The organism is Allobosea sp. GW821-FHT09G06 (assembly GCF_059416005.1).
This window is the reverse complement of record NZ_JBWKOI010000003.1, coordinates 335,619-359,185: the sequence shown is the minus strand read 5'-3', so window position 1 is coordinate 359,185 and position 23,567 is coordinate 335,619. Positions and strand designations below refer to the sequence as shown.

The following is a 23,567-nucleotide window of genomic DNA, read 5'->3' as shown; positions in this document are numbered from 1 at the left end:
TGCCGTTGAAGCCATTCTAGTGCGACGGTTCGATGACAAGCGACATGATTTGAAGCATGGGGCTTGCGCAGAGATGGCCAGGTTCAACCCGGCTCCTCCGGAAACAGTTCCGCCAGCGCCTCCTGCACCAGCGGGCGCGTCACACGCCGGCCGCGTTCGAGCGCGAGCCGGTCGAGCCGATCGACCACCTGCCGTGCGGCGGCGAAGGAGCGCTCCATCCGCATGGCCAAAGTGTCGATCACGGCGATGTCGACGACGAGCTGGCGGTCGATGAAGAGCTTGACCAGCAGCGCCCGCAACAGGTCGTCATCCGGTGGCTCGATCGTCGCAGCCGGGGCCAGCCGAAGGCGCGAGAGCAGGTCCGGCACGCTCAGGCCCCAGAGATCGGGCGCACTTCGCGCCGTCAGCAGCAGAAAGCCGCCACGCGCCTTCATCGCGTTCATCAGGTGGAACAGGGCGTGCTCGTCGAAGGCGCCCACATCGCAATCCTCGATCACCAGCGCGCCGCCCGAGACGAGATGCGGCACCTGCGCCTCGCTCAATTCCTTGGCGGGAATCGTCCAGGCGTGGGAGGTCCGCGCCCAGATCGCGGCGAGATGGGTCTTGCCGGCCCCCTCCGGCCCAGTCAGGCGCAGCCAGGCCTCGGGCCAGGCCGGCCAGCGCTCGATCAGCCCATAGGCCGCCTCGTTGGAGGCACCGACGAGGAAATCCTCGACGCCATGGCGACTGTCGACCGGCAGGTCGAAGGCGAGCTGGCGCGGACGCTGGGGAATGTCGGACATGGACAACTCAGGCGTCGGTGCCGATGCGCGCCTTCGCCGCCGCCGCGCGGGTGGCGTCGCCGCCGTGATAGAGGTTGCTGGCGAGATATTGCCTCAGCGCGAAGCGGCAGAGCACGCCGATGACCGCGGCCAAAGGCACCGCCAGCAACAGGCCGACGAAGCCGAACAGCGAGCCGAAGGCGAGCAGCGCGAACATCAGCCAGACCGGGTGAACGCCGATGGAGTCGCCGACGAACTTGGGCTGGAAGATGTTCCCTTCGAGGAACTGCCCAGCAAAGAAGACGCCGAGCGTCGCCAGCGGCCAGGTCCAGTCCGGCCAGAACTGCACCGTCGCGACGCCGACCGAGAGCACGAGCCCGGTCAGCGAGCCGACATAGGGGATGAAGGACAGGAAGCCCGAGATGATGCCGATCAGCGCGCCGAAATTGACGCCGATGACGCTGAGCCCGATCGCGTAGAAGCCGCCGAGCAGCACGCAGACCAGCGCCTGCCCGCGCAGGAAACCGGCGATCGCCATGTCCATCTCGTGCAGCAGCCCACGAATGGTGTCGCGATGGTCGAGTGGCAGCCAGCTATCGACGGTCGCGACCATACGGTCCCAGTCGACCAGCAGGTAGAAGGCGATGACCGGGGTCAGCACCAGCAACGAGAACACGCCGACAATGGCCGTGCCGCCACTCCAGAGCGATTGCAGCAGGCCGCCGACCCATTTCACGCCGTCGCCGACAAGGTTGCCGAGCGAGCTCTGCGCGTCCTTGGTCAGTTCGGAGGCGCCAAAGCGTTCGAGCCAGGGCGTACCCTTCTCCAGCACCAGCGCCTGAAGCTTGGCGGCATCGCCCGGCAGGCGCGCGACGAGGCCAGCAAGCTGCTGGCCGAGCAGCGGCGCCAGCAGCACCAGCGCCAGCACGAAGATGAGGAGGAAGACGACGAGGATGACGATCGTCGCCACCATCCGGCTCATGCCCATGCGCTCCAGCCTGTCGGCGAGCGGATCGAGCAGATAGGCGAGCGCTAGCGCCGCGATGAAGGGCAGCAGCACGTCGCGCAGCACCACCAGAAACAGGACGAAGACGAGAAGGGAGCCGACCCAGAAACCGATCTGGCGTTGCAACGTCATCGATCAGCCTCTCTCGCATCTTGCGGCTGGAGCAATTCCGCAATTCTTCGAACCGCGCCATTGCTCCAGGTCTTTGCTTTAACGCATTTTCTTCACGCGAACCGGTGTCCACTTCGCTCGAAAATGCTCTAGCGTGACCTGTCAGATGTGCATCGTGGCCCGCAGTTCCAAGCCATTCGGCCGGATCAAGCCCCGTCAACCTGCCATATGGCGCAGCCAGAAGCCGAGATAGGCCGTCATCGAGGCGACCGTCAACAGAGCGACGAGGAGTTCACAGGCCAGCGCGAACGAGCCGAGTTCGATGCCGAAGGCGCGGGAGCCGAGCGCCAAAGCGGCAAAGGCGATCTGGGCGGCAGTATTGAGCTTGCTGACGACGATGGGCGCGATCGTCAGCGGCTTGTCGAGCAGCCAGGACAGGATCACTGCTGCCACGATCATCAGGTCGCGCGCCACGACGAGCACCACGAGCCAGACTGGGATCGCTCCGACGACGGCGAGCGTGATGTAGATCGAGACGATCAGCGCCTTGTCGGCTACGGGATCGAGCCATGCTCCCAGCTCGCTCGCCATGCCGCAGCGCTTGGCGAGGAAGCCGTCGACCGCGTCGGAGATGCCGGCCACGACGAAGAGGATGAAGGCCGCATCCCAGTTCGCACTGATGATCATGACGATGACCAGCGGCACCAGGAACAGGCGGCCGATGGTGATCAGGTTGGGGATCGTCATGGCGGGTAGCCTTGCTCGTCGCGGATCGGCTTACGGGCAGCTATGCCACCTTCAACGCACGCAGGGCGGCTTCTGGCTCCTTGGCCACGATGGTGAGCAGCGCCCGCGCCGCCGGATCGGGAAGCGTTCGCCCCTGCTCCCAATTGCGCAGTGTCGGCAACGGAATGCGGAGCGCTGCTGCGAACTGCTCCTGCGTCATCCCGAGTTGCCTGCGCACGACCTGAACCGGCAAGACAGGGGCATAATCGGCAGCTTCGTCGTCCGGCCTCAGACCGTCCTCTTCCGCGTGCAGCAGTATCTCGTTTTCGGTGGTCGCAGCCATTCGCGCGCGGTCGATCGCCGGCCGGGCAGCCTTGATGTCCGCTAGCGACTTGCGAATGCTTGCCATAGCGCGCGTTCCTTCCGGTTGGCGAGACGGGCCGAGATGACCCGGCGGACAGGCGGCCGATCCGTGTAGACCACCACCAGAACGAAACCCTCGACCTCGCCGATGGCCTGGATGCGACGCTCTCCATATTCCGTGCGGAGATCCGGCGCCTCCAGCGTCGGGCCTTCGAAGATCAGGGCGGCGAAGTCGAAGCCGAACCCACGCCCCACACGGTTGGCCTCGGATTTCGCGTCGTCCCACTCGAATTCCATTGACGGCAGGCTACGCTTCAAGCGCAGTCCGGTCAATGAGCCGCAACCGCATTCGAGGCGGGCGGCCATCGGTCTCAGTCGCCCATGCGACCGAATACCCTGCAAAACCAGCCAAACGCCTTGCCAGCGCGGGCGCGCTTGCCTATCGCTCGCGCGAGCAGAAGGAAGGCAAAACGCGATGAGCAAGCCCGGCGCAAACGGACTGACCTATGCGCAGGCAGGTGTCGATATCGACGCCGGCAATGCCATGGTCGACGAGATCAAGCCGCTGGTGCGCGCGACGCGCCGGCCGGGCGCGGACGCCGAGATCGGTGGCTTTGGCGGATTGTTCGACCTCAAGGCCGCCGGCTTCAGCGATCCGATCCTGGTCGCGGCCAATGACGGCGTCGGCACCAAGGTGAAGATCGCGATCGAGAGCGGGCTGCATTCGACGATCGGCATCGACCTCGTCGCGATGTGCGTCAACGACCTGATCGTGCAGGGCGCCGAGCCCCTGCTCTTCCTCGACTATTACGCGACCGGCAAGCTCGACCCGAAGGTCGGCGTCGAGATCGTGCGCGGCATCGCCGATGGCTGCCGCCAGGCCGGCTGCGCGCTGATCGGCGGCGAGACCGCCGAGATGCCCGGCATGTACGCTGAAAAGGACTACGACCTTGCCGGCTTCGCGGTCGGCGCCGCCGAACGCGGCACGCTGCTGCCGCGCGAGGACCTGAAACCCGGCGACGTGGTGTTCGGCCTGCCCTCCTCTGGGGTGCATTCGAACGGCTATTCGCTCGTCCGCCGCATCGTCGCGCTCAGCGGCCTCGGCTGGGCGGCGCCCGCTCCCTTCGCCCCCGAGAAGAGCCTTGCCGAAGCACTGCTGGAGCCGACCCGCATCTATGTGAAGCCGTTGCTGCAGGCGCTGAAGGCGACCGACGGCATCAGGGCGCTGGCGCATATCACTGGCGGCGGCTTCCCCGACAACATTCCGCGCGTGCTGCCCGAGGGGCTCGGCGTCGCGCTCGATCTGCCCGCGATACCGGTTCCGGCCGTGTTCGGCTGGCTTGCCAAGGTCGGCGGCGTCGCCGAGCGCGAGATGCTGCGCACCTTCAACTGCGGCATCGGCATGATCGTCGCGGCCGAGGCCAGCAAGGCGGATGAGGTTCTCGCCGCTTTGAAGGCCGCAGGCGAAGCGCCGGTGAAGCTCGGCGAGATCGTGCCGGTCGCGGCCGGCGAGGAGCAGGTCAGCTATCGCGGCAAGCTCTCGCTGTGAGCACCGGCCTTCCCCGCAAGCGCGTCGGGGTGCTGATCTCCGGGCGCGGCTCCAACATGGTCTCGCTGGCGGAAGCGGCGCAGGCGCCGGGCTATCCAGCCGAAATCGCGCTGGTCATCTCGAATATCCCCGATGTCGCCGGGCTCGACCGCGCGCGCGATTTCGGCATCGCCACTGCGACGGTCGATCACCGTTCCTTCGGCAAGGACCGCGAAGCCTTCGAGCGCGCGGTCGATGACGTGCTGCGGGTCAACCAGATCGACCTGCTCGTGCTCGCCGGTTTCATGCGCATTCTGACGCCCTGGTTCGTGGCGCGCTGGGAGGGGCGGATGATCAATATCCACCCGTCGCTGCTGCCATTGTTCAAGGGCACGCACACCCATCGGCAGGCGCTGGAAGCCGGCGTCACCGAGCATGGCTGCTCGGCGCATTTCGTCGTGCCGGAGCTCGATGCCGGGCCGGTGATCCTGCAAGCCAAGGTGCCGGTCCTACCCGGCGACGACGAGGAGACGCTGGCGAAGCGCGTGCTCGTCGAGGAGCACAAGCTCTATCCGGCGGCGCTGGCAGAGGTCGCCTCCGGCCGCGTGAAGCTCGAAGGCGACGCAGTCATCCGCAGTTAAGCCGCGACGCCTTCGGCGCTTGCCGGCATTCCGCCGCCCTCGCGCTTGCAGCGTTCCCACTCCTCCTTCGCGCGCTCCTCTTCCTTCTGCCAGCGGCGGAAGAGATCGGCGCGGCGAGCCGGGTAGCGCTCCTCCAAGGCGACGAGACCGGTCAGGCGGTCGGTGCGGAAATGGCGGAAGGCCTGCCGCAGCTCGCACCAGGCGATGACGATGCGCACGCGCTCGTAGAAGGTCATGCCGATCGGCCAGATCATGCGCTGCGTCGCATGGCCGCTCTCGTCGCTATACTGGATCGAGAGCTTGCGGCCGTTGCGGATGGCGGCGCGCACGGCCGCGACATCGACCTGATCGGCCGGCATGTCGCCCGGATGGGACGCCGCGAACAAGGCGCCGTCGAGCAGGATGGGCCGCAGATGCGGCGGCAGCACCGCTGCGACCTTGCTGACCACGTCCTCGGCAGCGCGCGCCAGCACCGGATCGGCCCGCTCGCTGAGCCAGCGCATGCCGACCAGCACGGCCTCGATCTCATCGGGCGAGAGCATCAGCGGCGGCAGATCGAAACCGGCATCGAGGACATAGCCGATGCCGGCCTCGCCGCGCACGGGCACGCCCTGGCGCACCAGCGCACCGATATCGCGATAGACCGTGCGCACGGAGACATCGAGCTCGGAGGCCAGCGTCTCGGCGGTCACGGGGCGCCTGCGACGACGCAGGCTCTGAATCATGTCGAGCAATCGTTCAGCGCGCTGCACGGCGGCGTCTCCCCACTCGTATCCCCGGTCCAACAGCCACGCCGTTCGATCGCGGGGATCGAACGGATCACGATGTGGACCTGCGGCAGAATGGCTCAGCCGCGCTGACAGCTTCTGTCAGCAGTCTGTCAGCAGCAAGGCGCACTTGTCGAGAAGCACGCGCAGTCTCCTCGACTCGCCTGTCAGCTCAGAACGGGCGCTTCAGCTTGCACTGATCGATGAACTGCAGGCCCTTCTGGCGAGCCGTGTCATTGAAATAGCCGGTGTCGCGGAAAGCCTGGATCTCGTCCTTGGTCATCGCGGCGACCGTGCCCTTGGCATAGCAGCTGCACGGGGTGTGGACAGCCTCGCGCGTCGTGCCCATGAGCTGCGACTGCGTGACCAGGCAGGCGTCGAAGGCGCGCAGCTGGATCATGTAGGGGGTGAGATTCTTCGCGGTCGGGTCCGGCGGCGGCAGGGTCGTCGAGCTGCTTGCGGCATAGGCCGAAACGCTCGCCAGAATCGACAATCCACCGGCCAGAACGACCGCACCCATCCGCCGCATCTTCATGATTCCGCCTGCCCTTCGAGAACGGAGCGCAGCGAAGACCACGATGCCGAGCTCGTGCTTCGGCATGGCCATAGAGCGGGCCGCAGGTCAAGAGGCCGGCAGCGTCCAGCCAGCCGATTTCATGGGCACTGCTTCAGCGGGGGCACGCTAGGCGGACAAGTCGCCCGGTGCCAGCCGGCGCGCAAGGCACTCCCCTCCCAAGCAAGCCGTATAGCAGCACCCATTTGGGGGTTGCCGCCGCGGCAGGCGAACCCGTCAATGCCGCAAGCCTGGGGACGGGGCGGCGTGGCCGTGGCGACCAGCCTCACTCCAACGATCCACCGCAGCGTCCAGCGTCGCTGCGGCTGCCAGACGGTCACGGTGCGAAACGATGGACGATCTCGAACGGCAGCCACCGGTTTCCGAACCGCCGCGCGCCAAGGAGAAAGACGGCAACAAGGCTCTCGGCCTGCTGCTCATGGGCGGCATCACCGTGACGATGGCGGCCTGGATCGTTTTCCTGGGTTGGGCGGCCTGGTCGATCCTGGGCGGGGACTAGAGGCGGCCGACATGCGCAGGATCCCTTAAAATAACGAAATGGGAACCTTAACCGCGCATTAAATCTCGTTCGCCAGATTGCAGGCATCGCCTATCGGAGACGCCATAGCGTCGGAGTTCTGGATTATGCGTTGCGTTGCGTATCTGGCCGGTCTTTCGACCTGCCTTGCCCTGTCGCTGCCTGGCCATGCCCAGGCACAGTCGCGGGACTACTCGACCCTGACCTCGCCCCAGTCGGCGCAGAACTGGTACATCACGCTGGGTGCCGGCGTGCGCTATCAGCCTGACTATACCGGCTCGGACGATTACGTTTTCCGCGCCCGTCCGATCATCTCGCTCGGCCGCGGCCTGAAGAGCACCTGGTGGAGCGCCGAGGACGACGCGATGCTCAGCATCGGCGTCTTCTCCGGCCAGGGCTGGCGCATCGGCTTCTCGGGCGACCTGCTCTGGAAGCGCTCGGCCAAGGTCAATCCGGCCCTCGTCGCGGTGCCTGCCACCAAGTTCGGCGCCGAGCTCGGCGGCTTCGCCGAGTTCTATCCGACCTCCTGGCTGCGCGGCCGCGTCGACCTGCGCCGCGGCATCGCTGCGCATGACGGCGTCGTCGCCGACTTCAAGCTCGATGCCTTCTCGACCATCGGCCAGTGGACGCTCGGCATCGGCCCGCGCATGCGGATCACCTCCGCCGACTATGTCCGCACCTATTTCGGCACGAGCGGCGCCATGCCCGGAACGGGCGGCCTGCTGCAGCGCTTCAATACCGGCATCCACACCTATGGTGCTCTGGCGCAGGTTACCTATCACTGGTCGGACCAGCTCAAGACCACGGCCTATGTCGAGTACAAGCGCCTCGTCGGCGACGCCACGCGCTCCCCGATCGTCAGGCCGTTCGGCTCGCGCGATTCGTTCACCTTCGGCCTGTCGGCGAGCTACTCGTTCGATACGGGGTCGAGCTACTCCTTCGGGCTCTGACGACCAGCCCCGTCAAGGCGAGGCCCGGCTTCGCCTCGATATGCGCGCCGCAAAAGAAAAGGCGGGCCGGATACCGGCCCGCCTTTTTGCTTTTCAGCAAGTGGCTGGGATCAGCCGACGATCTCGTTGCCCGAGAAGAACTGGGCGATCTCGATCGCGGCCGTCTCCGGAGCGTCCGAGCCGTGCACGGTGTTCTCGCCGACCGAGAGGGCGAAGAGCTTGCGGACGGTGCCCTCGGCAGCGTTGGCCGGGTTGGTGGCGCCCATCACTTCACGGTACTTGGCGATGGCGTCCTCGCCTTCCAGAACCTGCACGACGACCGGGCCGGAGGTCATGAACTCGACGAGCTCGCCGAAGAACGGACGAGCCGAGTGGACGGCGTAGAAGGTCTCGGCCTGGGCCTTGGTCATCTGGATGCGCTTCTGCGCGACGATGCGCAGGCCAGCCTTCTCGATGACCGCGTTGACCGCGCCGGTGAGATTGCGCTTCGTCGCATCGGGCTTGAGAATGGAGAAGGTACGCTGGACAGCCATCGATCGATCCTTGGAAGGGGTACGGAAAAAGGAAATGCGGCGCGCTTATAGCTGCCGCCTTCGTACCCCACAAGGCTCCCTAGCCGCGCCGCCATGCCAGGAATCCATGAGCCGGCAGATCAATTCCATGCTAGGATGAGGCGTTGACGACAAGGAGCCGCTTCATGGTGCTCATTGCTCTCGCCTTCGCCAGCTGCCTGACGCTGCTGTGTCAGATCCTGTTCGTAACGTCGGAATCCATCACCAGGGACCGCAGGGGCAACCAGCCCCCGCCCTCTGGCGGCATCGCGGCGTTCTGAACGGCGCAGCAGGCGCCATTCTCGAGACTGCCGAACGTGGCGCTCAGTGCCGCGTCAGGAAAGCGCGGGCCTCGCGCAGCGCCGAAGCGATCTCGTCGCGGTTCATTTCGAGCGCCAGTTCCTGGCGATGCGCCGCGGCGCGGGCACAGCCACGGGCGAAGGCGACGTTGAACCACATCTGCGCCTTGACCAGATCGACGGCTCCGGCGCGCCCCGAGGCGTGCATCAGGCCGAGCTCATAATAGGCTTCCGCCGACACCTCCGCCGGGATCACCAGCGAAGCGGGAACAGCGCTCATCTCCATGCGTGCCATGACAAACCACCCTCTTGTCGTTGTGCCGGCCACCCGTCCAAAGGCCCCGGCTGATGAATGCGAGAGTGGGCTCGATCCATAAAATGCGTCCTAAATTTCGCGATGAATCGAGTCTCAACGAGACGTCATCAAGGGGTTAAATCAACGAAGGATTCATCTCCGAATCCTGAAAAGATTAGCGATTTCAATACCCTGATCTAACGTCACATCCATGCCCATTGAGAATGGATTCACCTTGCGCAGCGGAAGCAGCGGAAACCTCTTCCGTAGCGGCAGCTTGGAGGCCGGCGAATTCCGCGATATGGTTCACATCTGAACCATGCAGTCATAGCTGGTCGAACACGGGAGGATCGGATGCATCACGGAATCGGATCGAAGCTTGCGGCCTTCGCTGCGCTCGGGCTGCTGGCGAGCGTCTCGACTGCTGCGGCGCAGGAAGTCGTCGGCACCTGGGAGCGTGATACGGGCGCCTCGCGTGTGCGCTTCACCAAATGCGGTGACGCACTCTGCGGCTCGCTGTCCTGGCTCAAGGACGAGAAAGGCCCGGCCAAGGTCGGCCAGCGCATCTTCTACGACATGAAGCCGAACGGCGCGAACAAGTGGAGCGGCAGCGCCTTCAACCCGGAGGACGGCAAGACCTATTCGGGCACGATGTCGCTCTCGGGCAATACGCTGACCACGGCCGGCTGCGTCATGGGCGGGATGATCTGCCGCTCGGTGAAGTGGAACCGGTCGAACTGACGTTCTCACGCCGTACGCGGGTAAACGTCATCCTCGGGCGAAGCGAAGCGCAGACCCGAGGATCTCTCGTCCAGAGATGCCCGGGTCATGCCCGGGCATGACGACCTGTCTCACCGCGCCTTCTGGCCGAAGAGGATCGCTTTTTCCTCGGGCGTGCTGATGCCGGCCGGGTTGCGCAGCTCCTCACCGACCTTGATGCCGCGCTGCACGGCGGGCCGTGCCAGCATCGTTTCCAGCCAGCGCGCGACATTCGGGAATTGCTTGAGATCCTGGCCCTGCTTTTCCCAGCCGCGGGCCCAGCCGATGCAGGCCATGTCGGCGATCGAGTACTCGCCGCAGATATAGTCGCGGCCTTCGAGACGCTTGTTCAGCACACCGTAGAGCCGGTTGGCCTCGTTGGTATAGCGGTCGATCGCGTAGGGCACGGGCTCGGGCGCATAGAGGCGGAAATGATGGGTCTGGCCGAGCATCGGGCCGAAGCCACCCATCTGCCAGAACAGCCATTCGTCGACTTCGACGCGGCCGCGCTCGTCTTTGGGATAGAACTGGCCGGTCTTGCGGCCGAGATATTGCAGGATCGCGCCTGACTCGAAGACCGAGATCGGCTTGCCGCCCGGCCCGTCGGGATCGACGATCGCCGGCATGCGGTTGTTCGGGGAGATCGCCAGGAAATCCGGCTTGAACTGATCGCCCTTGCCGATATTCACCGGGACGATCGCATAGGGCAGCCCGAGCTCTTCGAGCATGATGGTGATCTTGAAGCCGTTCGGCGTCGGCCAGTAGTAGAGGTCGATCGGCTTGGCGGGGGCTTCGGACATCGGTCACTTCCTTTCAGGCGGGAGGCCTCGCCATCGAACCTAGGAAGCTTGCGAAGGCCTCGGAAGAGGTTGCGGTGCGCTTTGGGCGCGACCGCGCCATGCCCTGACGGCGGGCGCGCTCAGGGCTCGAGCGCCATCTTGAAGCCCTCATGGCTCTGCACGAAGCCGAGGCCGGAGTAGAAGCGATGTGCTTCGGGCCTGGCCTTGTGCGAGGTCAATTCGACGAGGCCGACGCCCTTCTCCGCCGCGAAGGCGATCGCGTGGCGCATCATGATCGCACCGATGCCCCGCCCCCGGCTTTCCGGCGCGACATGGACGCTCTCGATCTTGGCGCGGATGCGCCCACGCTCGGCCATGCCCGGCAGGACGGTGATCTGGTAGGTGCCGACCACCCTGCCCTCCAGCTCGGCGACGAAGAGCGAGTTGTAGGGATTGGCCGAGACGGCCTCGAAGGCCTTGAGATAGACCGGGTCCTGCGCCTCGTCCGCGATCTGCTCGGGAGTGCGCTTCTGTACTGACGCGCCATGCATGATGAGTTCCGCGACGCGCGGTACATCGGCCCTGACCGCCTCGCGCATGCTGATCTCGGAAGCTTCGGTTTTCGTCATAGGCCCGTCTCGTCCGCTGATTGCCTGCTGCTTCATACGACGAACAGCCGCTTCGCCATCAGGAGCGTGTTAGGCGTGTCGTCGCGCCCGTCGAAGCGCGCCTGCCGTTGCAGGAAGAAGCCCATGCGCTCGTAGAAGGTGATGGCCGGCTCGTTCTGGCTCTCGACCTCGAGCCGCGCCACCGGCGCGTCCGGAAAGCAAGCCAGCGCCACTTGCAGCAAGGTGCGCCCGATGCCGACGCCCTGCCGGGTCGGCAGGACATAGAGCCGTGTCAGCAGAGCCGCGCCGTCGCGCTCCTGCCGGGCGGAGGCCGTGGCGACGATCTCCTCGCCGACCATCGCGACGAGGAACACGCCCTCGTCGCGGCCGAGCTGCGCCTTCAGGTTCTCCAGGGAGTGCCAGGCATTGGTGATCTCGGCGACGCGCTGCCAGCCATAGATCCCGTCATAGGTGGCGTGCCAGGTCTCGACCAAAAGCGCCCTGACCGCCGGGAGATCGGCGGCTTCGGCGTCGCGGATGACGAGGTCGGCTGGCGTCACATGATCACTCGATGCCGAGCTTTGCTTTAAGGATCTCGTTCAGCGCCTGGGGGTTGGCCTTGCCGCCCGAGGCCTTCATCGCCTGGCCGACGAACCAGCCCAGCATGGTCGGCTTGGCCTTGACCTGCTCGACCTTGTCGGGATTGGCGGCAATCAGTTCGTCCACGGCCTTTTCGATGGCGCCGGTGTCGGTGACCTGCTTCATGCCGCGGGCCTCGACGATCTCGCGGGGATCACCGCCCTCGGTCCAGAGGATCTCGAACAAGTCCTTGGCGATGCGGCCGGAGATCACGCCTTCACCGATCAGGTCGACGAGGCCGCCGAGCTGCTTGGCCGAGACCGGCGAAGCGGTGACGTCCTTGCCCTCCTTGTTAAGGCGGCCGAAGAGCTCGTTGATCACCCAGTTGGCGGCGGCCTTGCCGTCACGCCCCTTGGCCACTTCCTCGAAATAGTCGGCCTGATCGCGCTCGGCGACCAGCACCGAGGCGTCATAGGGCGAGAGCCCGTAGGTCGCGATAAAGCGGGCCTTCTTGGCGTCCGGCAATTCCGGCAGCGCGCCCTTCAGGTTCTCGACGAAGGCATCGTCGAATTCGAGCGGCAGCAGGTCCGGGTCCGGGAAGTAGCGGTAGTCATGCGCTTCTTCCTTCGAACGCATCGAGCGCGTCTCGCCCTTGCCGGGATCGTAGAGGCGGGTCTCCTGGTCGATCGTGCCGCCATCCTCGATGATGCCGATCTGGCGGCGCGCCTCGGTCTCGACCGCCTGGCCGATGAAGCGGATCGAGTTGACGTTCTTGATTTCGCAGCGCGTGCCCAGCGCATCGCCCGGCTTGCGGACGGAGACGTTCACGTCGGCGCGGAGATTGCCCTTCTCCATGTCGCCGTCGCAGGTGCCGAGATAGCGCAGGATGGTGCGCAGCTTCGAGACATAGGCCTTCGCCTCGTCGGCCGAGCGCAGGTCCGGCTTGGAGACGATCTCCATCAGCGCGACGCCCGAACGATTGAGATCGACGAAGCTCATGGTCGGATGCTGGTCGTGGATCGACTTGCCGGCATCCTGCTCCAGATGCAGCCGCTCGATGCCAACCGTGATCTGCTCGGTCGGCGAGAGATCGACGACGATCTCGCCCTCGCCCACGATCGGGCTCTTGTACTGGCTGATCTGGTAGCCCTGCGGCAGGTCCGGATAGAAGTAGTTCTTGCGATCGAAGACCGAGCGGTTGTTGATCTGCGCGTTGAGGCCGAGGCCGGTACGCACCGCCTGCCTGACGCATTCGGCATTGATCACCGGCAGCATGCCCGGCATGGCGGCGTCGACGAGGCTGACATGCTCGTTCGGCTCGGCACCGAAGCCGGTCGAGGCGCCGGAGAACAGCTTGGCATTGGAGGTGACCTGCGCATGGATCTCCATGCCGATCACGATCTCCCAATCGCCGGTCGCGCCCTTGATCAGCTTCTTCGGGTCGGCGGGGCGGGCATGCGCGTTCATCTGGACTCTTCCGGCTGCTAGAGCCGGATCCGATCAGGTGGAAACCTGATCGGTGAATCCGTCTCTAAGTTATAGTAGAGGACGCGTGACCCGATCGGATTGCAACGCAATCTGATCGGCGCGTGCTCTAGTCGCCTACGCGTTACGATGTCGGCGGGCGGGCGGCAAGCTTCCGTTGCGCCGAAGCGACCTTCGCAAGCCCCCGAGACATCCCGTCGCGTTGCGCTCCTGCAACCAGATGGCGGGAATGTGGCCAATGTGGCGCAATATCGCGCGATTTGACGGGTGATGGTTCTTGACATTCGTCACTCGCCAACCCTTCTTGCGCAAAATGCCGGAAACCCCCATTGGTTGTGCCGGCTCGTTACCCGGAGTTCCGTCATGTCACGCAGCCGTTTCATCGGTCTGGTGCTCACCGCCGCCTTCTCGTCGACTGCCCTGACGGCTTTCGACGCTGCCGCGCAGGGAGCCCCGCCGGCTCCTCCGGTGCAGGTCGCCACCCCGCTCGCCAAGCGCATCACCAACTGGGACGAGTTCACCGGCCGCTTCGAGGCCAGCGAACAGGTCGATGTGCGCGCCCGCGTCTCCGGCTTCATCGAGAGTGTGCATTTCCGCGACGGCTCGCTCGTCCAGAAGGGCGACCTGCTCTTTACCATCGATCAGCGGCCTTACAAACTGGCCGTCGACGTGACCCGCGCCGAGGTCGCCCGCGCCAAGGCCCAGGTCGAGCTCGCCCAGAACGAGGTCGAGCGTGCCGAGGGCCTGACGCAGAACCGCACCATCACGGCGCGCGACGTCGACCAGCGCCGCGCCAACCTGAACAGCGCGGTCGGTTCGCTGCAGGGCGCCGAGGCGAACCTGAAGAATGCCGAGCTCAACCTCGAATGGACCGAGGTGCGCGCGCCGCTTGCCGGCCGCATCTCGAACCGCCGCGTCGACCCGGGCAACCTGATCGCCGGTGGCCAGTCGGGCGCCTCGCTGCTGACGACCATCGTCGCGGTCTCGCCGATCTACTTCACCTTCGACGTCTCGGAGGCCGACTACCTGCGCTATGCCCGCATGAGCAATCCGCGCGAGGGCACCGGCAGCAAGGATGCGGGCACGGTCGTCGAGGTGCGCCTCTCCGACGAGCCCAAATGGGGCCGCCGCGGACAGGTGAACTTCATCGACAACGCCTTGAACGCCCGTTCCGCGACGATCCGCGGCCGCGCCGTGTTCGAGAACAAGGACCAGTTCCTGACGCCCGGCGTGTTCGGCCGCCTGCGCTTCTTCGCCGGTGAAGCCGATGCGCTGCTCGTGCCGGACACGGTCATCGCCTCGGATCAGGCCAACAAGATCGTGCTCACGGTCGGCCCGGAGAACAAGGTCGTGCCGAAGCCGGTCGTGCTCGGGCCGCTCAGCGACGGCCTGCGGGTGATCCGCTCCGGTCTCACGGCGCAGGACAAGGTGATCATCGGCGGCAATGCCAATCCGATGGTCCGTCCGGGCGTGCCGGTGACGCCGCAGCCGGGCGAGATCAAGGTCGCGACGACGAACTGAGCGCCTGCCACACCGGCTTTCCGCGAAAGCCGGTGCCCGCCTCTCGGGCCATGCCTGGCCCGGCACTGAAACACGGGCGCCAACGGGCGCCCGCCCGCCTTATTCCGGCCAGGACATACCCATGTTCCGCTTCGCCCATTTCTTCATCGACCGGCCGATCTTCGCCACCGTTCTCTCGGTGCTGCTGACGATCGCCGGCGCCATCGCGCAGCGCTCGCTGCCGATCTCGGAATATCCCGAAATCGCCCCGCCGACGGTTTCGATCACCGCCACCTATCCCGGCGCCTCGGCCGAGGTCGTCGCCGCCACCGTGGCGACGCCGATCGAGCAGGAGGTGAACGGCGTCGACGACATGCTCTACATCACCTCGCAGTCGACCGGTGACGGGCGGGTGACGATCAACGTCGTCTTCAAGGCCGGCGTCGATGTCGACCAGGCGCAGGTGCTGGTGCAGAACCGCGTCTCGCAGGCCGAAGCGCGCCTGCCGCAGGACGTGCGTGCGCTCGGCATCCAGGTCCGCAAGGCCTCGCCGGACTTCCTGATGGTCATCAACATGATCTCGCCGGACGGGTCGCGCGACGCGCAGTACATCTCGAATTACGCCTCGCTCTACGTGAAGGACGTGCTGACCCGCGTCGACGGCGTCGGCGACGTGCAGGTCTTCGGTGCGCGCGACTTCTCGATGCGGATCTGGCTCGACCCGGCCAAGGTCTCGGCGCGTAACCTGACGGCGGGCGACGTCGTCCTCGCGCTCAGGGCTGCCAACGTGCAGGTCGCGGCCGGTGCGCTGAACCAGCCGCCGGCAAAGTCCGACGAGGCCTTCCAGTTCTCGGTCAACACGCTCGGCCGCCTGACCGACGTCTCCGAGTTCGAGAACATCGTCGTGCGCGCCGATGCCGATGGCGGCACGATCCGCGTGCGCGACATCGCCCGCGTCGAGCTCGGCTCGCAGGACTATACCACCAACGCCTATCTCGATAACCGGAACACCGTCGCCATCGGCGTCTTCCAGCGCCCGGGCTCGAACGCGCTCGCGACCTCCGACAAGCTGGTCGCGACGATGGGCGAGATGGCCAGGCAGTTCCCGGTCGGGCTCGAGCACCGCATCATCTACAACCCGACCGAGTTCATCGGCGAGTCCGTCGACGCGGTCGTGCGGACGCTGCTCGAAGCGGTCCTGCTCGTCGTGATCGTGGTGATCCTGTTCCTGCAGACCTGGCGAGCCGCGATCATCCCGATCGTCGCGATCCCGGTCTCGCTGGTCGGCACCTTCCTGGTGATGAGCGCGGTCGGCATCTCCTTCAACACGATCTCGCTCCTGGCGCTGGTTCTCGCCATCGGCATCGTCGTCGACGACGCGATCGTCGTGGTGGAGAACGTCGAGCGCTATCTTGCCGAGGGCCTCTCGCCCAAGGAAGCCGCGCACAAGACCATGGACGAGGTCGGCGGCGCGCTGCTGGCGATCGCGCTCGTGCTTTGCGCGGTGTTCATCCCGACCGCCTTCATCAGCGGCCTGCAGGGCACCTTCTACCAGCAGTTCGCGGTGACGATCGCAGCCTCGACGGCGATCTCCTGCTTCGTCTCGCTGACGCTCTCGCCGGCGATGTCGGCCGTGCTGCTCAGGCCGCACAAGAAGCATGACGAGCACGAGAAGCACGGCTTCCTCTACAAGCTGGGCGCGCCGCTGCGCTGGTTCTTCCACTATTTCAACGCCGGCTTCGACTGGCTGTCGCGCACCTATGGGCGCGTCACCTCGCGGCTCATCCGCATCGCGGTGATCCTGCTGATCGTCTATTCCGGCCTGATCGCGGCCACCGTCTGGGACATCCGCAGGACGCCGACCGGCCTCGTGCCGCAGCTCGACCGCGGCTACTTCATCGTCGCGATGCAGCTGCCGCCCGGTGCCTCGCTGCAGCGCACCGATGCCGTGCTGCGCAAGGCCAACGAGTTGCTGCAGTCGCGGCCGGGCGTCGCCCATACCGTCGCCTTCGCCGGCCTCGACGGCGCGACCTTCACGATCGCGCCGAATGCCGGCGTCGCCTTCGTGACGCTCTCGCCGTTCAAGGACCGCGAGAAGGAAGGCCTGACCACGGCCGGCATCCTCAACGACCTGCGCCAGCAGATGTTCACGATCCCCGAGGCCTTCACGCTCGTCATCGAGCCGCCGGCGATTCCCGGCATCGGCACCGGCGGCGGCCTGAAGGGCTATGTGCAGGATCGCGGCGGACGCGGGCTTGCGGCGCTGGAAGGCGCGGCCTGGATCGTCGCCGGCTCAGCCGGGCAGGTCCAGGGTATCCAGCAGCCCTTCACGCTGTTCTCGACCAAGACGCCGCAGATCTATGCCGATATCGACCGCACCAAGGCGGAGATGCTCGGCGTGCCGATCACGCGCATCTTCGAGACGCTGTCGGTCTATATGGGCTCGGCCTATATCAACGACTTCAACCTGCTGGGCCGGACCTATCGCGTCACCGCGCAGGCGGATAACCCGTTCCGCCTGACCACCCGCGACGTCGCCAATCTCAAGACCCGCAACGCGGATGGCGAGATGGTGCCGATCGGCTCGATCGCGTCGTTCCACGACACGACCGGCGCCTATCGCGTGCCGCGCTACAACCTCTATCCGGCAGCCGAAGTGCAGCTCTCGATGGCGCATGGCTACTCGACCGGACAGGGCATCGCGGCGGTCGAGAAGATCGCGGCCGAGCGGCTGCCGGCCGGCTTCGGCTTCGAATGGACCGAGATCGCGCTGCAGGAGAAGCTCGCGGGCAATACCGCGGTCATCGCCTTCGGCCTCGCGGTGGTGTTCGTCTTCCTGCTGCTGGCCGCACTCTACGAGAGCTGGCTCCTGCCGCTCTCGGTCATCCTGATCGTGCCGATGTGTATCCTGGCGGCGATGTTCGGGGTGAACTATGCCGGGCTCGACCGCAATATCCTGGTCGATATCGGCCTGGTGGTGCTTGTTGGCCTCGCTGCGAAGAACGCGATCCTGATCGTCGAGTTCGCCAAGCAGGCCGAGGACGAAGGCATGAACCGCCGCGACGCGGCGATCGCCGCCGCCCGCACCCGCCTGCGGCCGATCCTGATGACCTCGATGGCCTTCATCCTGGGCGTGCTGCCGCTGACGGTCTCGGTCGGTGCCGGCGCCGAGATGCGCCAGGCGATGGGCATCGCGGTGTTCTCAGGCATGCTGGGCGTGACGATCTTCGGCCTGATCTTCACCCCGGTGTTCTACGTGATGGTGCGCTGGCTGGCGGACCTGCGCGGGAACAAGCGCAAGGCGACTGCGCAAGCGACCGCGGCGCACTGACACTGCTGTCGACCGGGGAGTGCCAGCGCAGTCCCCGGAGCGCGCGAGATAGCCAACATCAAAAAAGGGGCCGCACCGCTGCGGCCCCTTTTTCGTTCGCCATCCATCAAGTTCGCCGTTTGAGCGTGTCTCAGATCAGGCGCAGGGCCACCCACCGGCAAAGCAACGCGAGACCGGCCACGATGATGGTGCCGATCACCCTGGCGCCGAGATCGATAACGACCTCACCGCGCGCCATCTGCACGATGGTCAGCAGGATCATCAGCGCGGCCACGAGCGCCAGAATGCCGGCCAGCACCATCAGGCAGGCATAGGCCATGGCGCGGCTGAAGATCATCGCCCTCTCCTCGAAAGAAGCGGCCAGCCTAACGACGAGGCGTCGCGGATGCCATCCCGGGCCTGCTCAGCTTCGCCGATAGCCCCGGGATCGAGAACATGCTTCCGCAAATCAGCCCAAAGCGACCGAAGCCGCCTCAGCCCCACCAGCGCTCGGAGACGGGGAAGCGGCCGGCAGCCTGCTCGATGACCTCACCGAGCGAGAACAGCGTCTCCTCGTCGAAGGGGCGGCCGATGAGCTGGAGGCCCAGCGGCAGGCCCTGCGCATCGAGGCCGGCGGGAACGGCGATCCCCGGCAGGCCGGCCATGTTCACGGTCACCGTGAAGACGTCGTTGAGATACATCTCGACCGGATCCGCCGAGCCCTTCTCGCCGATGCCGAAGGCGGCGGACGGCGTCGCGGGGGTCAGGACCGCATCGATGCCCTGGGCATAGACCGTCTCGAAATCGCGCTTGATCAGCGTGCGGATCTTCTGGGCGCGGACGTAATAGGCGTCGTAATAGCCGGCCGAGAGCACGTAGGTGCCGATCATGATGCGACGCTTGACCTCGGCGCCGAAGCCGGCAGCGCGGGTCTTCTCGTACATCTCAACGATGTCCCTGCCCTGCTCGCGCAGGCCGTAGCGGACGCCGTCATAGCGGGCGAGGTTCGAGGAGGCCTCGGCCGGTGCGACGATGTAATAAGCCGGCAGGGCATATTTGGTGTGCGGCAGCGAGATCTCGACGATCTCGGCGCCGGCCGCCTTGAGCCAGGCGATGCCCTGCTGCCAGAGCGCGTCGATCTCGGCGTTGAGCCCGTCGAGACGGTATTCGCGGGGAATGCCGATCTTCATGCCCTTCACCGAGCGGCCGACGGCCGCCTCGTAATCCGGCACCGCCATGTCGACGGACGTGGTGTCCTTCGGGTCGTGGCCGGACATCGAGCGCAGCATCACGGCCGCGTCGCGCACGGTCTTGGCGATCGGGCCGGCCTGGTCGAGCGAGGAGGCGAAGGCGACCGTGCCCCAGCGCGAGCAGCGGCCATAGGTCGGCTTGATGCCGACCGTGCCGGTGAAGGCGGCCGGCTGGCGGATCGAGCCGCCGGTATCGGTCGCGGTCGCCGCGAGGCAGAGATCGGCGGCGACGGCCGAGGCGGAACCACCCGACGAGCCACCGGGAACGAGATGATTGCCTTCGACGGAACCGCCCTGCCCCGCGCCCACGTTGGAGCCCTTGCGGCGCCAGGGGTTCACGACATTGCCGAAAGCCGAGGTCTCGTTCGAGGAGCCCATGGCGAATTCGTCGTTGTTGAGCTTGCCCAGCATCACGGCGCCATCACGCCAGAGCTGGCTGGTCACGGTCGATTCATAGGCCGGCACGAAATTGCCGAGGATGTTCGAGCAGGCGGTGGTGCGCACGCCGTTGGTCGCGAACAGGTCCTTGATGCCGAGCGGCAGGCCTTCGAGCGGGCCGGCCTCGCCCTTGGCGAGCTTCGCGTCAGAGGCTGCGGCCTGCTTCAGCGCGTGCTCGGGGGTTTCCAGCACATAGGCGTTGAGGGCGCGGGCCTTTTCGACGGCGGCGATATGCGCCTTCGTCAGCTCGGTCGCGGAGAAGGTCTTGGCTTTCAGGCCGTCGCGGGCCTCGGTCAGCGTCAGGCGGGTGAGATCGGTCACGGGAGAGTTCCGGAATTTATCTGGTCGCAAAGGCCGGATCGCAAGGCACATCCGGGATGATCGAAGGAGCGCGCCGCGCGCTTACTCGATCACCTTCGGCACCATGAAATAATTGTCCTCGGAGATGGGCGCGTTGGCGACGATCGCGCTGGCGATCTCGCCATCGTTCACGATGTCCTCGCGCTGCTTGATCGCCATCGGCGTCACCGAGGTCATCGGCTCGACGCCGTCGACATCGACCTCGTTGAGCTGCTCGACGAAGCCGAGAATGGCGTTGAGCTCGCCTTGCAGCTTGGCCAGATCAGCCTCCGGCACGGCGATGCGCGCGAGATGCGCGACGCGTTTGACGGTGGCGAGATCGACCGACATGGCGGGCTCCTGGACAGGGCGCGGATCGCGCGCCGGAAAACGGTTCGCCGCGCTATAGCGCGGCGAACGGGCAAAGGTAAATCAGCATTGATCGATCAAGCCGGTTTCCCGGCTCAGACCGCGAAAGCCTCGCCCTTCTTCGGCAGGACGACCTCGATGCCGCTGCCCTGCATGCCGGCGACGAAGGCGTCGGCGTTCTGGTCGATGATCGGGAAGGTGCCGTAATGCGCGGGAATCGCCACCTTCGGCTTGACGAAGCTCGTCATCGCGAGCGCGGCGACCTTGCCGCCCATGGTGAAACGGTCGCCGATCGGACAGATGCAGGCCTCGACGCCATGGATCTCGCTGAGCAGCGCCATGTCCGAGAAGATGTCGGTATCGCCCATGTGCCAGAGCGTCTTCTCGCCCTTGGCCTTGATGATCGCGCCATTGGCGTTGCCGACGGGGACGTTGACGCCGCCCTCGCCCATACCGGCCGAATGATCGGCGCGGACCAGCGTCACGCTGAACGGGCCGAGATCGACCGTACCGCCGGTGTTCATCGGGCTGAAGTTCTTCAGGCCCTGCGAGGCCAGATGCATGGCGAGGTCATAGTTCGTGATGACGATCGCGCCGGTCTTGTTGGCGATGTCGAGCGTGTCGCCGACATGATCGCCATGGCCGTGGGTGACGACGATATGGCTGACGCCCTTGGAGATCGCCGCGACATCGCCTTCGAAGGCCGGGTTCCCGGTGAAGAACGGGTCGATCAGGATGGCGGCGCCGTCGAGATCGACGCGGAAAGCGGAATGGCCGTACCAAGTGAGTTTCATGCGAAGGCTCCGGGCTTTCGAAATGCCGGCCCCTATCTAGGCCGATCCGGCCTGCCGACCAAGTCGACATTACAGGCAGAGAGAGGCAGGCTGGCGCCATGTCGACACAACGGAATCGCCCCATGACCGACGCCGCCACTCTCGCCCGCCGGATCGCCCAGGGGCATGGCGACGAGCCGGCCGACCTCGTCATCAAGGGCGCCAAGCTCCTCGACCTCGTCACCGGCGCGCTGGTCGAGAGCGATATCGCGATCTGCGGCGATACCATCGTCGGGACCTATGGGACCTATGAAGGCAAGCGCGTCATCGATGCGAAGGGCCTGATCGCCGTGCCCGGCTTCATCGACACGCATCTGCACATCGAATCCTCGCTGGTGACGCCGCTCGAATTCGAGCGCTGCGTGCTGCCGCATGGCGTGACGACCGCGATCTGCGATCCGCACGAGATCTCGAACGTGCTCGGCGTCGAGGGCATTCGCTATTTCCTCGCCTGCGCCGAGGCGATGCGGATGGACCTGCGCGTCAATCTCTCAAGCTGCGTACCGGCGACGCATCTGGAGACGGCGGGCGCCGCGCTGGAGGCCAGCGACCTGACGCCAATGATGGATCATCCTAAAGTGATCGGGCTCGCCGAATTCATGAACTTCCCCGGCGTGATTCATCGCGATCCCGGCTGCCTCGCCAAGCTCGAAGCCTTTTCGCATCGCCATATCGACGGGCACGCGCCGCTGGTGCGCGGCCTGGACCTCAACGCCTATCTCGCCGCCGGCATCCGCACCGATCACGAGACGACCACAGCCGACGAAGCTCGCGAAAAGCTCGCCAAGGGCATGGCGATCCTGATCCGCGAGGGCTCGGTCTCGAAGGACCTGCATCAACTGATCCCGCTGATCTCGCGCGACACCTCGCCCTTCCTCGCCTTCTGCACCGACGATCGCAATCCGCTCGATATCGGCGAGGAAGGCCATCTCGACTACATGATCCGCACCGCCATCGCCGAGGGTGCGGATGTGCTCGCGACCTATCGCATCGCCTCGCTTTCGGCGGCGCGGAATTTCGGTTTGTTCGACCGCGGCTTCATCGGGCCGGGCAAGCGCGCCGATATCGTGCTGGTCGAGGACCTTGCCGCCTGCTCGGTGAAGCAGGTTCTGACCGGGGGCCGGCTGGTCGAGGAGGCGCTGTTCGCGGATCGGGCAACGGTCGCGCCGGTCGGGCTCGGCAGCGTGAAGAGCCGCAAGCTCGCTCCCGCCGATTTCTCGGTGAAGGCCCGCGACGGCGAGACGCCGGTGATCGGCGTGGTGCCGGGGCGGATCATCACCGAGCGGCTGGCGATGACTCTTCCCTCACGCGATGGCGAGGCCCTGCCCGATCTCGCGCAGGATGCGATCAAGGTCACCGTGATCGAGCGCCACGGCAGGAACGGCGGTATCGCTGGCGGCTTCGTCCATGGCTTCGGCATGAAGCACGGCGCCATCGCCTCCTCGGTCGGGCATGACAGCCATAATCTCTGTGTCGTCGGGGTGGACGAGGCCTCGATGGCGGCTGCCGCCAATCGATTGATCGCGATCGGCGGCGGCTTCGCCGTGGCCGACGGCGGCACGGTCACGGCGGAACTGGCGTTGCCGGTCGCCGGGCTGATGAGCGAACAGCCTTTCGAGGCGGTGCGGCACGATCTTGAAGGCTTGCGCGCTGCGGCGAAGGCGCTCGGCGTCGTACTGGCCGAGCCCTTCCTGCAGGTCGCCTTCCTGACCCTGCCGGTGATCCCGCATCTCAAGATCACCGACAAGGGGCTGGTCGATGTCGATCGCTTCGATTTCGTATGAGTCGAGGGGCACCCTATCAACGCCGCTCGCGGATACTCCCCTGTCGAGACGGCTCTTAGCTCAAAACCCTTCGGTGCCCTCAAGAGCGATCTTCACGTAAGCGTCGTCCTCTGGAAGTTTCTCTCGATCGTCCCACTTTTCAAGTTCCACCGATATGGAGCTATGCACGAAGACAAAAAATGGATGGTGACGGTCGTTGATAAGGAAGTTGGCTTGGAAGCGTCGGTATCTCAGTTTTTCGAGGTCGATGGGCGAAGCAAGTTCGACACCTAAGTAAAACTGGAGATCGTAACCTGTTCTGTCACGGAACCTCGTGTCAGAGGGTTCAATGCAAATTTGACCAGCCGAGGCGTCTTGCAATGCCAATCCAATTACATCTACCTCGCAGCGTTTAATCACCCATATGCCCCCAATCCAGCGCTCTAATTTAAGTCGAAGCCGGTTG

At 65.6% G+C, this 23,567-nt stretch carries 27 protein-coding genes; 9 read left to right on the top strand and 18 right to left on the bottom strand.

The genetic code is table 11. From position 1 onward, the window contains the following. Window positions 1-83: 83 nt before the first annotated feature. The 5 genes from AC07NY_RS17930 to AC07NY_RS17910 all read right to left on the bottom strand — a co-directional run bounded on the left by AC07NY_RS17930 (window position 84) and on the right by AC07NY_RS17910 (window position 3,333). Window positions 84-782, bottom strand: coding sequence for a P-loop NTPase family protein (locus AC07NY_RS17930; RefSeq protein WP_494584961.1), 699 nt, complete (start codon window positions 780-782; stop codon window positions 84-86). A 7-nt stretch (window positions 783-789) separates the two neighbouring features. Further along, window positions 790-1,899 (bottom strand): AI-2E family transporter, encoded by a 1,110-nt coding sequence (locus AC07NY_RS17925; RefSeq protein ID WP_492283609.1) that lies wholly within the window; start codon window positions 1,897-1,899, stop codon window positions 790-792. A gap of 195 nt (window positions 1,900-2,094) precedes the next feature. Beyond that, a complete protein-coding gene (locus AC07NY_RS17920; RefSeq protein WP_492283610.1) occupies window positions 2,095-2,625 on the bottom strand; it encodes a CDP-alcohol phosphatidyltransferase family protein in 531 nt (176 codons plus the stop codon). 40 nt (window positions 2,626-2,665) lie between these two features. Further along, a complete protein-coding gene (locus AC07NY_RS17915) occupies window positions 2,666-3,013 on the bottom strand; it encodes a helix-turn-helix domain-containing protein (RefSeq protein WP_494584960.1) in 348 nt (115 codons plus the stop codon). After that, window positions 2,989-3,333, bottom strand: a complete 345-nt coding sequence (locus AC07NY_RS17910) for a BrnT family toxin (protein ID WP_494584959.1) — start codon at window positions 3,331-3,333, stop codon at window positions 2,989-2,991. The genes AC07NY_RS17915 and AC07NY_RS17910 overlap by 25 nt, the downstream gene beginning before the upstream one ends. Before the next feature lie 109 nt (window positions 3,334-3,442). On the opposite strand from AC07NY_RS17910, the gene purM reads away from it, so the two are divergent. Together purM and purN are read left to right on the top strand one after the other, a co-directional pair. Further along, window positions 3,443-4,516 carry a phosphoribosylformylglycinamidine cyclo-ligase gene (gene purM / locus AC07NY_RS17905; RefSeq protein WP_494584958.1) on the top strand — a complete coding sequence of 358 codons (1,074 nt, stop codon included), beginning with the start codon at window positions 3,443-3,445 and terminating at the stop codon, window positions 4,514-4,516. Further along, window positions 4,513-5,136, top strand: a complete 624-nt coding sequence (gene purN, locus AC07NY_RS17900; RefSeq protein WP_494584957.1) for a phosphoribosylglycinamide formyltransferase — start codon at window positions 4,513-4,515, stop codon at window positions 5,134-5,136. Before purM ends, purN begins: the two co-directional genes overlap by 4 nt. Here purN and AC07NY_RS17895 read toward each other — a convergent pair. After that, window positions 5,133-5,888: a helix-turn-helix transcriptional regulator gene (locus AC07NY_RS17895; protein WP_492283614.1), complete on the bottom strand. Its 756-nt coding sequence runs from the start codon at window positions 5,886-5,888 to the stop codon at window positions 5,133-5,135. The two genes, purN and AC07NY_RS17895, sit on opposite strands and share 4 nt — an antisense overlap. A 187-nt stretch (window positions 5,889-6,075) precedes the next feature. Beyond that, entirely contained in the window at window positions 6,076-6,423 is a 348-nt protein-coding gene (locus AC07NY_RS17890; protein ID WP_494584956.1) for a hypothetical protein, read from the bottom strand. Between the two features lie 385 nt (window positions 6,424-6,808). Between AC07NY_RS17890 and AC07NY_RS17885 the strand changes: the two genes are divergently transcribed. Then, entirely contained in the window at window positions 6,809-6,976 is a 168-nt protein-coding gene (locus tag AC07NY_RS17885) for a hypothetical protein (RefSeq protein WP_494584955.1), read from the top strand. Between the two features lie 125 nt (window positions 6,977-7,101). Beyond that, the gene (locus tag AC07NY_RS17880) at window positions 7,102-7,944 is read left to right on the top strand and encodes a MipA/OmpV family protein (RefSeq protein WP_492283617.1); all 843 of its coding nucleotides are present in this window, start codon (window positions 7,102-7,104) and stop codon (window positions 7,942-7,944) included. Between the two features lie 110 nt (window positions 7,945-8,054). Here the strand turns inward: AC07NY_RS17880 and ndk are convergent, their stop codons facing one another. After that, a complete protein-coding gene (ndk, locus tag AC07NY_RS17875) occupies window positions 8,055-8,477 on the bottom strand; it encodes a nucleoside-diphosphate kinase (RefSeq protein WP_257731749.1) in 423 nt (140 codons plus the stop codon). 164 nt (window positions 8,478-8,641) lie between these two features. Between ndk and AC07NY_RS17870 the strand changes: the two genes are divergently transcribed. Then, the gene (locus AC07NY_RS17870; protein ID WP_492283618.1) at window positions 8,642-8,776 is read left to right on the top strand and encodes a hypothetical protein; all 135 of its coding nucleotides are present in this window, start codon (window positions 8,642-8,644) and stop codon (window positions 8,774-8,776) included. Window positions 8,777-8,819: 43 nt separating this feature from the next. Here AC07NY_RS17870 and AC07NY_RS17865 read toward each other — a convergent pair whose 3' ends face one another. Then, window positions 8,820-9,089, bottom strand: a complete 270-nt coding sequence (locus AC07NY_RS17865) for a hypothetical protein (protein ID WP_336813213.1) — start codon at window positions 9,087-9,089, stop codon at window positions 8,820-8,822. A 354-nt stretch (window positions 9,090-9,443) separates the two neighbouring features. Between AC07NY_RS17865 and AC07NY_RS17860 the strand changes: the two genes are divergently transcribed. Further along, the gene (locus AC07NY_RS17860; protein ID WP_494584954.1) at window positions 9,444-9,830 is read left to right on the top strand and encodes a DUF2147 domain-containing protein; all 387 of its coding nucleotides are present in this window, start codon (window positions 9,444-9,446) and stop codon (window positions 9,828-9,830) included. A 110-nt stretch (window positions 9,831-9,940) separates the two neighbouring features. Here the strand turns inward: AC07NY_RS17860 and AC07NY_RS17855 are convergent, their stop codons facing one another. The 4 genes from AC07NY_RS17855 to gatB all read right to left on the bottom strand — a co-directional run bounded on the left by AC07NY_RS17855 (window position 9,941) and on the right by gatB (window position 13,281). Beyond that, window positions 9,941-10,648 (bottom strand): glutathione S-transferase N-terminal domain-containing protein, encoded by a 708-nt coding sequence (locus AC07NY_RS17855; RefSeq protein WP_494584953.1) that lies wholly within the window; start codon window positions 10,646-10,648, stop codon window positions 9,941-9,943. Window positions 10,649-10,767: 119 nt separating this feature from the next. Next, a complete protein-coding gene (locus AC07NY_RS17850; protein WP_494584952.1) occupies window positions 10,768-11,256 on the bottom strand; it encodes a GNAT family N-acetyltransferase in 489 nt (162 codons plus the stop codon). Window positions 11,257-11,288: 32 nt separating this feature from the next. After that, window positions 11,289-11,795 (bottom strand): GNAT family N-acetyltransferase, encoded by a 507-nt coding sequence (locus AC07NY_RS17845; protein ID WP_492283622.1) that lies wholly within the window; start codon window positions 11,793-11,795, stop codon window positions 11,289-11,291. Window positions 11,796-11,799: 4 nt separating this feature from the next. Further along, complete coding sequence (gene gatB, locus AC07NY_RS17840; RefSeq protein WP_494584951.1) at window positions 11,800-13,281, bottom strand: Asp-tRNA(Asn)/Glu-tRNA(Gln) amidotransferase subunit GatB; 1,482 nt, start codon at window positions 13,279-13,281, stop codon at window positions 11,800-11,802. A gap of 381 nt (window positions 13,282-13,662) precedes the next feature. Here gatB and AC07NY_RS17835 point away from each other — a divergent pair, with 381 nt between their 5' ends. Then, complete coding sequence (locus tag AC07NY_RS17835; RefSeq protein ID WP_492283624.1) at window positions 13,663-14,820, top strand: efflux RND transporter periplasmic adaptor subunit; 1,158 nt, start codon at window positions 13,663-13,665, stop codon at window positions 14,818-14,820. 121 nt (window positions 14,821-14,941) lie between these two features. Further along, the gene (locus AC07NY_RS17830) at window positions 14,942-18,130 is read left to right on the top strand and encodes an efflux RND transporter permease subunit (protein WP_494584950.1); all 3,189 of its coding nucleotides are present in this window, start codon (window positions 14,942-14,944) and stop codon (window positions 18,128-18,130) included. A 130-nt stretch (window positions 18,131-18,260) separates the two neighbouring features. On the opposite strand, the gene AC07NY_RS17825 is transcribed toward AC07NY_RS17830, so the two are convergent. The 4 genes from AC07NY_RS17825 to AC07NY_RS17810 form a co-directional block, all read right to left on the bottom strand. Next, complete coding sequence (locus tag AC07NY_RS17825) at window positions 18,261-18,467, bottom strand: hypothetical protein (protein WP_494584949.1); 207 nt, start codon at window positions 18,465-18,467, stop codon at window positions 18,261-18,263. A gap of 136 nt (window positions 18,468-18,603) precedes the next feature. Then, window positions 18,604-20,118 carry an Asp-tRNA(Asn)/Glu-tRNA(Gln) amidotransferase subunit GatA gene (gatA, locus tag AC07NY_RS17820; RefSeq protein ID WP_494584948.1) on the bottom strand — a complete coding sequence of 505 codons (1,515 nt, stop codon included), beginning with the start codon at window positions 20,116-20,118 and terminating at the stop codon, window positions 18,604-18,606. A gap of 81 nt (window positions 20,119-20,199) precedes the next feature. Next, window positions 20,200-20,487, bottom strand: coding sequence for an Asp-tRNA(Asn)/Glu-tRNA(Gln) amidotransferase subunit GatC (gatC, locus tag AC07NY_RS17815; RefSeq protein WP_492283628.1), 288 nt, complete (start codon window positions 20,485-20,487; stop codon window positions 20,200-20,202). A 113-nt stretch (window positions 20,488-20,600) separates the two neighbouring features. Further along, the gene (locus tag AC07NY_RS17810) at window positions 20,601-21,299 is read right to left on the bottom strand and encodes a metal-dependent hydrolase (protein ID WP_494584947.1); all 699 of its coding nucleotides are present in this window, start codon (window positions 21,297-21,299) and stop codon (window positions 20,601-20,603) included. Between the two features lie 122 nt (window positions 21,300-21,421). Here AC07NY_RS17810 and ade point away from each other — a divergent pair, with 122 nt between their 5' ends. Beyond that, window positions 21,422-23,122 carry an adenine deaminase gene (gene ade, locus AC07NY_RS17805; RefSeq protein WP_494584946.1) on the top strand — a complete coding sequence of 567 codons (1,701 nt, stop codon included), beginning with the start codon at window positions 21,422-21,424 and terminating at the stop codon, window positions 23,120-23,122. Between the two features lie 60 nt (window positions 23,123-23,182). Here ade and AC07NY_RS17800 read toward each other — a convergent pair whose 3' ends face one another. After that, window positions 23,183-23,488, bottom strand: a complete 306-nt coding sequence (locus AC07NY_RS17800) for a hypothetical protein (RefSeq protein WP_494584945.1) — start codon at window positions 23,486-23,488, stop codon at window positions 23,183-23,185. Window positions 23,489-23,567 lie beyond the last annotated feature (79 nt).

Coding starts and splice junctions, on each gene's coding strand:
- AC07NY_RS17830 (WP_494584950.1), top strand. CDS start 14,942: ATGTTCCGCTTCGCCCATTTCTTCATCGACCGGCCGATCTTCGCCACC.
- AC07NY_RS17860 (WP_494584954.1), top strand. CDS start 9,444: ATGCATCACGGAATCGGATCGAAGCTTGCGGCCTTCGCTGCGCTCGGG.
- AC07NY_RS17825 (WP_494584949.1), bottom strand. CDS start 18,467: ATGATCTTCAGCCGCGCCATGGCCTATGCCTGCCTGATGGTGCTGGCC.
- AC07NY_RS17915 (WP_494584960.1), bottom strand. CDS start 3,013: ATGGCAAGCATTCGCAAGTCGCTAGCGGACATCAAGGCTGCCCGGCCG.
- AC07NY_RS17920 (WP_492283610.1), bottom strand. CDS start 2,625: ATGACGATCCCCAACCTGATCACCATCGGCCGCCTGTTCCTGGTGCCG.
- AC07NY_RS17835 (WP_492283624.1), top strand. CDS start 13,663: ATGTCACGCAGCCGTTTCATCGGTCTGGTGCTCACCGCCGCCTTCTCG.
- AC07NY_RS17810 (WP_494584947.1), bottom strand. CDS start 21,299: ATGAAACTCACTTGGTACGGCCATTCCGCTTTCCGCGTCGATCTCGAC.
- AC07NY_RS17855 (WP_494584953.1), bottom strand. CDS start 10,648: ATGTCCGAAGCCCCCGCCAAGCCGATCGACCTCTACTACTGGCCGACG.
- ade (WP_494584946.1), top strand. CDS start 21,422: ATGACCGACGCCGCCACTCTCGCCCGCCGGATCGCCCAGGGGCATGGC.
- AC07NY_RS17880 (WP_492283617.1), top strand. CDS start 7,102: ATGCGTTGCGTTGCGTATCTGGCCGGTCTTTCGACCTGCCTTGCCCTG.
- AC07NY_RS17910 (WP_494584959.1), bottom strand. CDS start 3,333: ATGGCCGCCCGCCTCGAATGCGGTTGCGGCTCATTGACCGGACTGCGC.
- purM (WP_494584958.1), top strand. CDS start 3,443: ATGAGCAAGCCCGGCGCAAACGGACTGACCTATGCGCAGGCAGGTGTC.
- ndk (WP_257731749.1), bottom strand. CDS start 8,477: ATGGCTGTCCAGCGTACCTTCTCCATTCTCAAGCCCGATGCGACGAAG.
- AC07NY_RS17850 (WP_494584952.1), bottom strand. CDS start 11,256: ATGACGAAAACCGAAGCTTCCGAGATCAGCATGCGCGAGGCGGTCAGG.
- AC07NY_RS17870 (WP_492283618.1), top strand. CDS start 8,642: ATGGTGCTCATTGCTCTCGCCTTCGCCAGCTGCCTGACGCTGCTGTGT.
- AC07NY_RS17865 (WP_336813213.1), bottom strand. CDS start 9,089: ATGGCACGCATGGAGATGAGCGCTGTTCCCGCTTCGCTGGTGATCCCG.
- AC07NY_RS17885 (WP_494584955.1), top strand. CDS start 6,809: ATGGACGATCTCGAACGGCAGCCACCGGTTTCCGAACCGCCGCGCGCC.
- AC07NY_RS17930 (WP_494584961.1), bottom strand. CDS start 782: ATGTCCGACATTCCCCAGCGTCCGCGCCAGCTCGCCTTCGACCTGCCG.
- AC07NY_RS17925 (WP_492283609.1), bottom strand. CDS start 1,899: ATGACGTTGCAACGCCAGATCGGTTTCTGGGTCGGCTCCCTTCTCGTC.
- gatB (WP_494584951.1), bottom strand. CDS start 13,281: ATGAACGCGCATGCCCGCCCCGCCGACCCGAAGAAGCTGATCAAGGGC.
- AC07NY_RS17890 (WP_494584956.1), bottom strand. CDS start 6,423: ATGGGTGCGGTCGTTCTGGCCGGTGGATTGTCGATTCTGGCGAGCGTT.
- gatC (WP_492283628.1), bottom strand. CDS start 20,487: ATGTCGGTCGATCTCGCCACCGTCAAACGCGTCGCGCATCTCGCGCGC.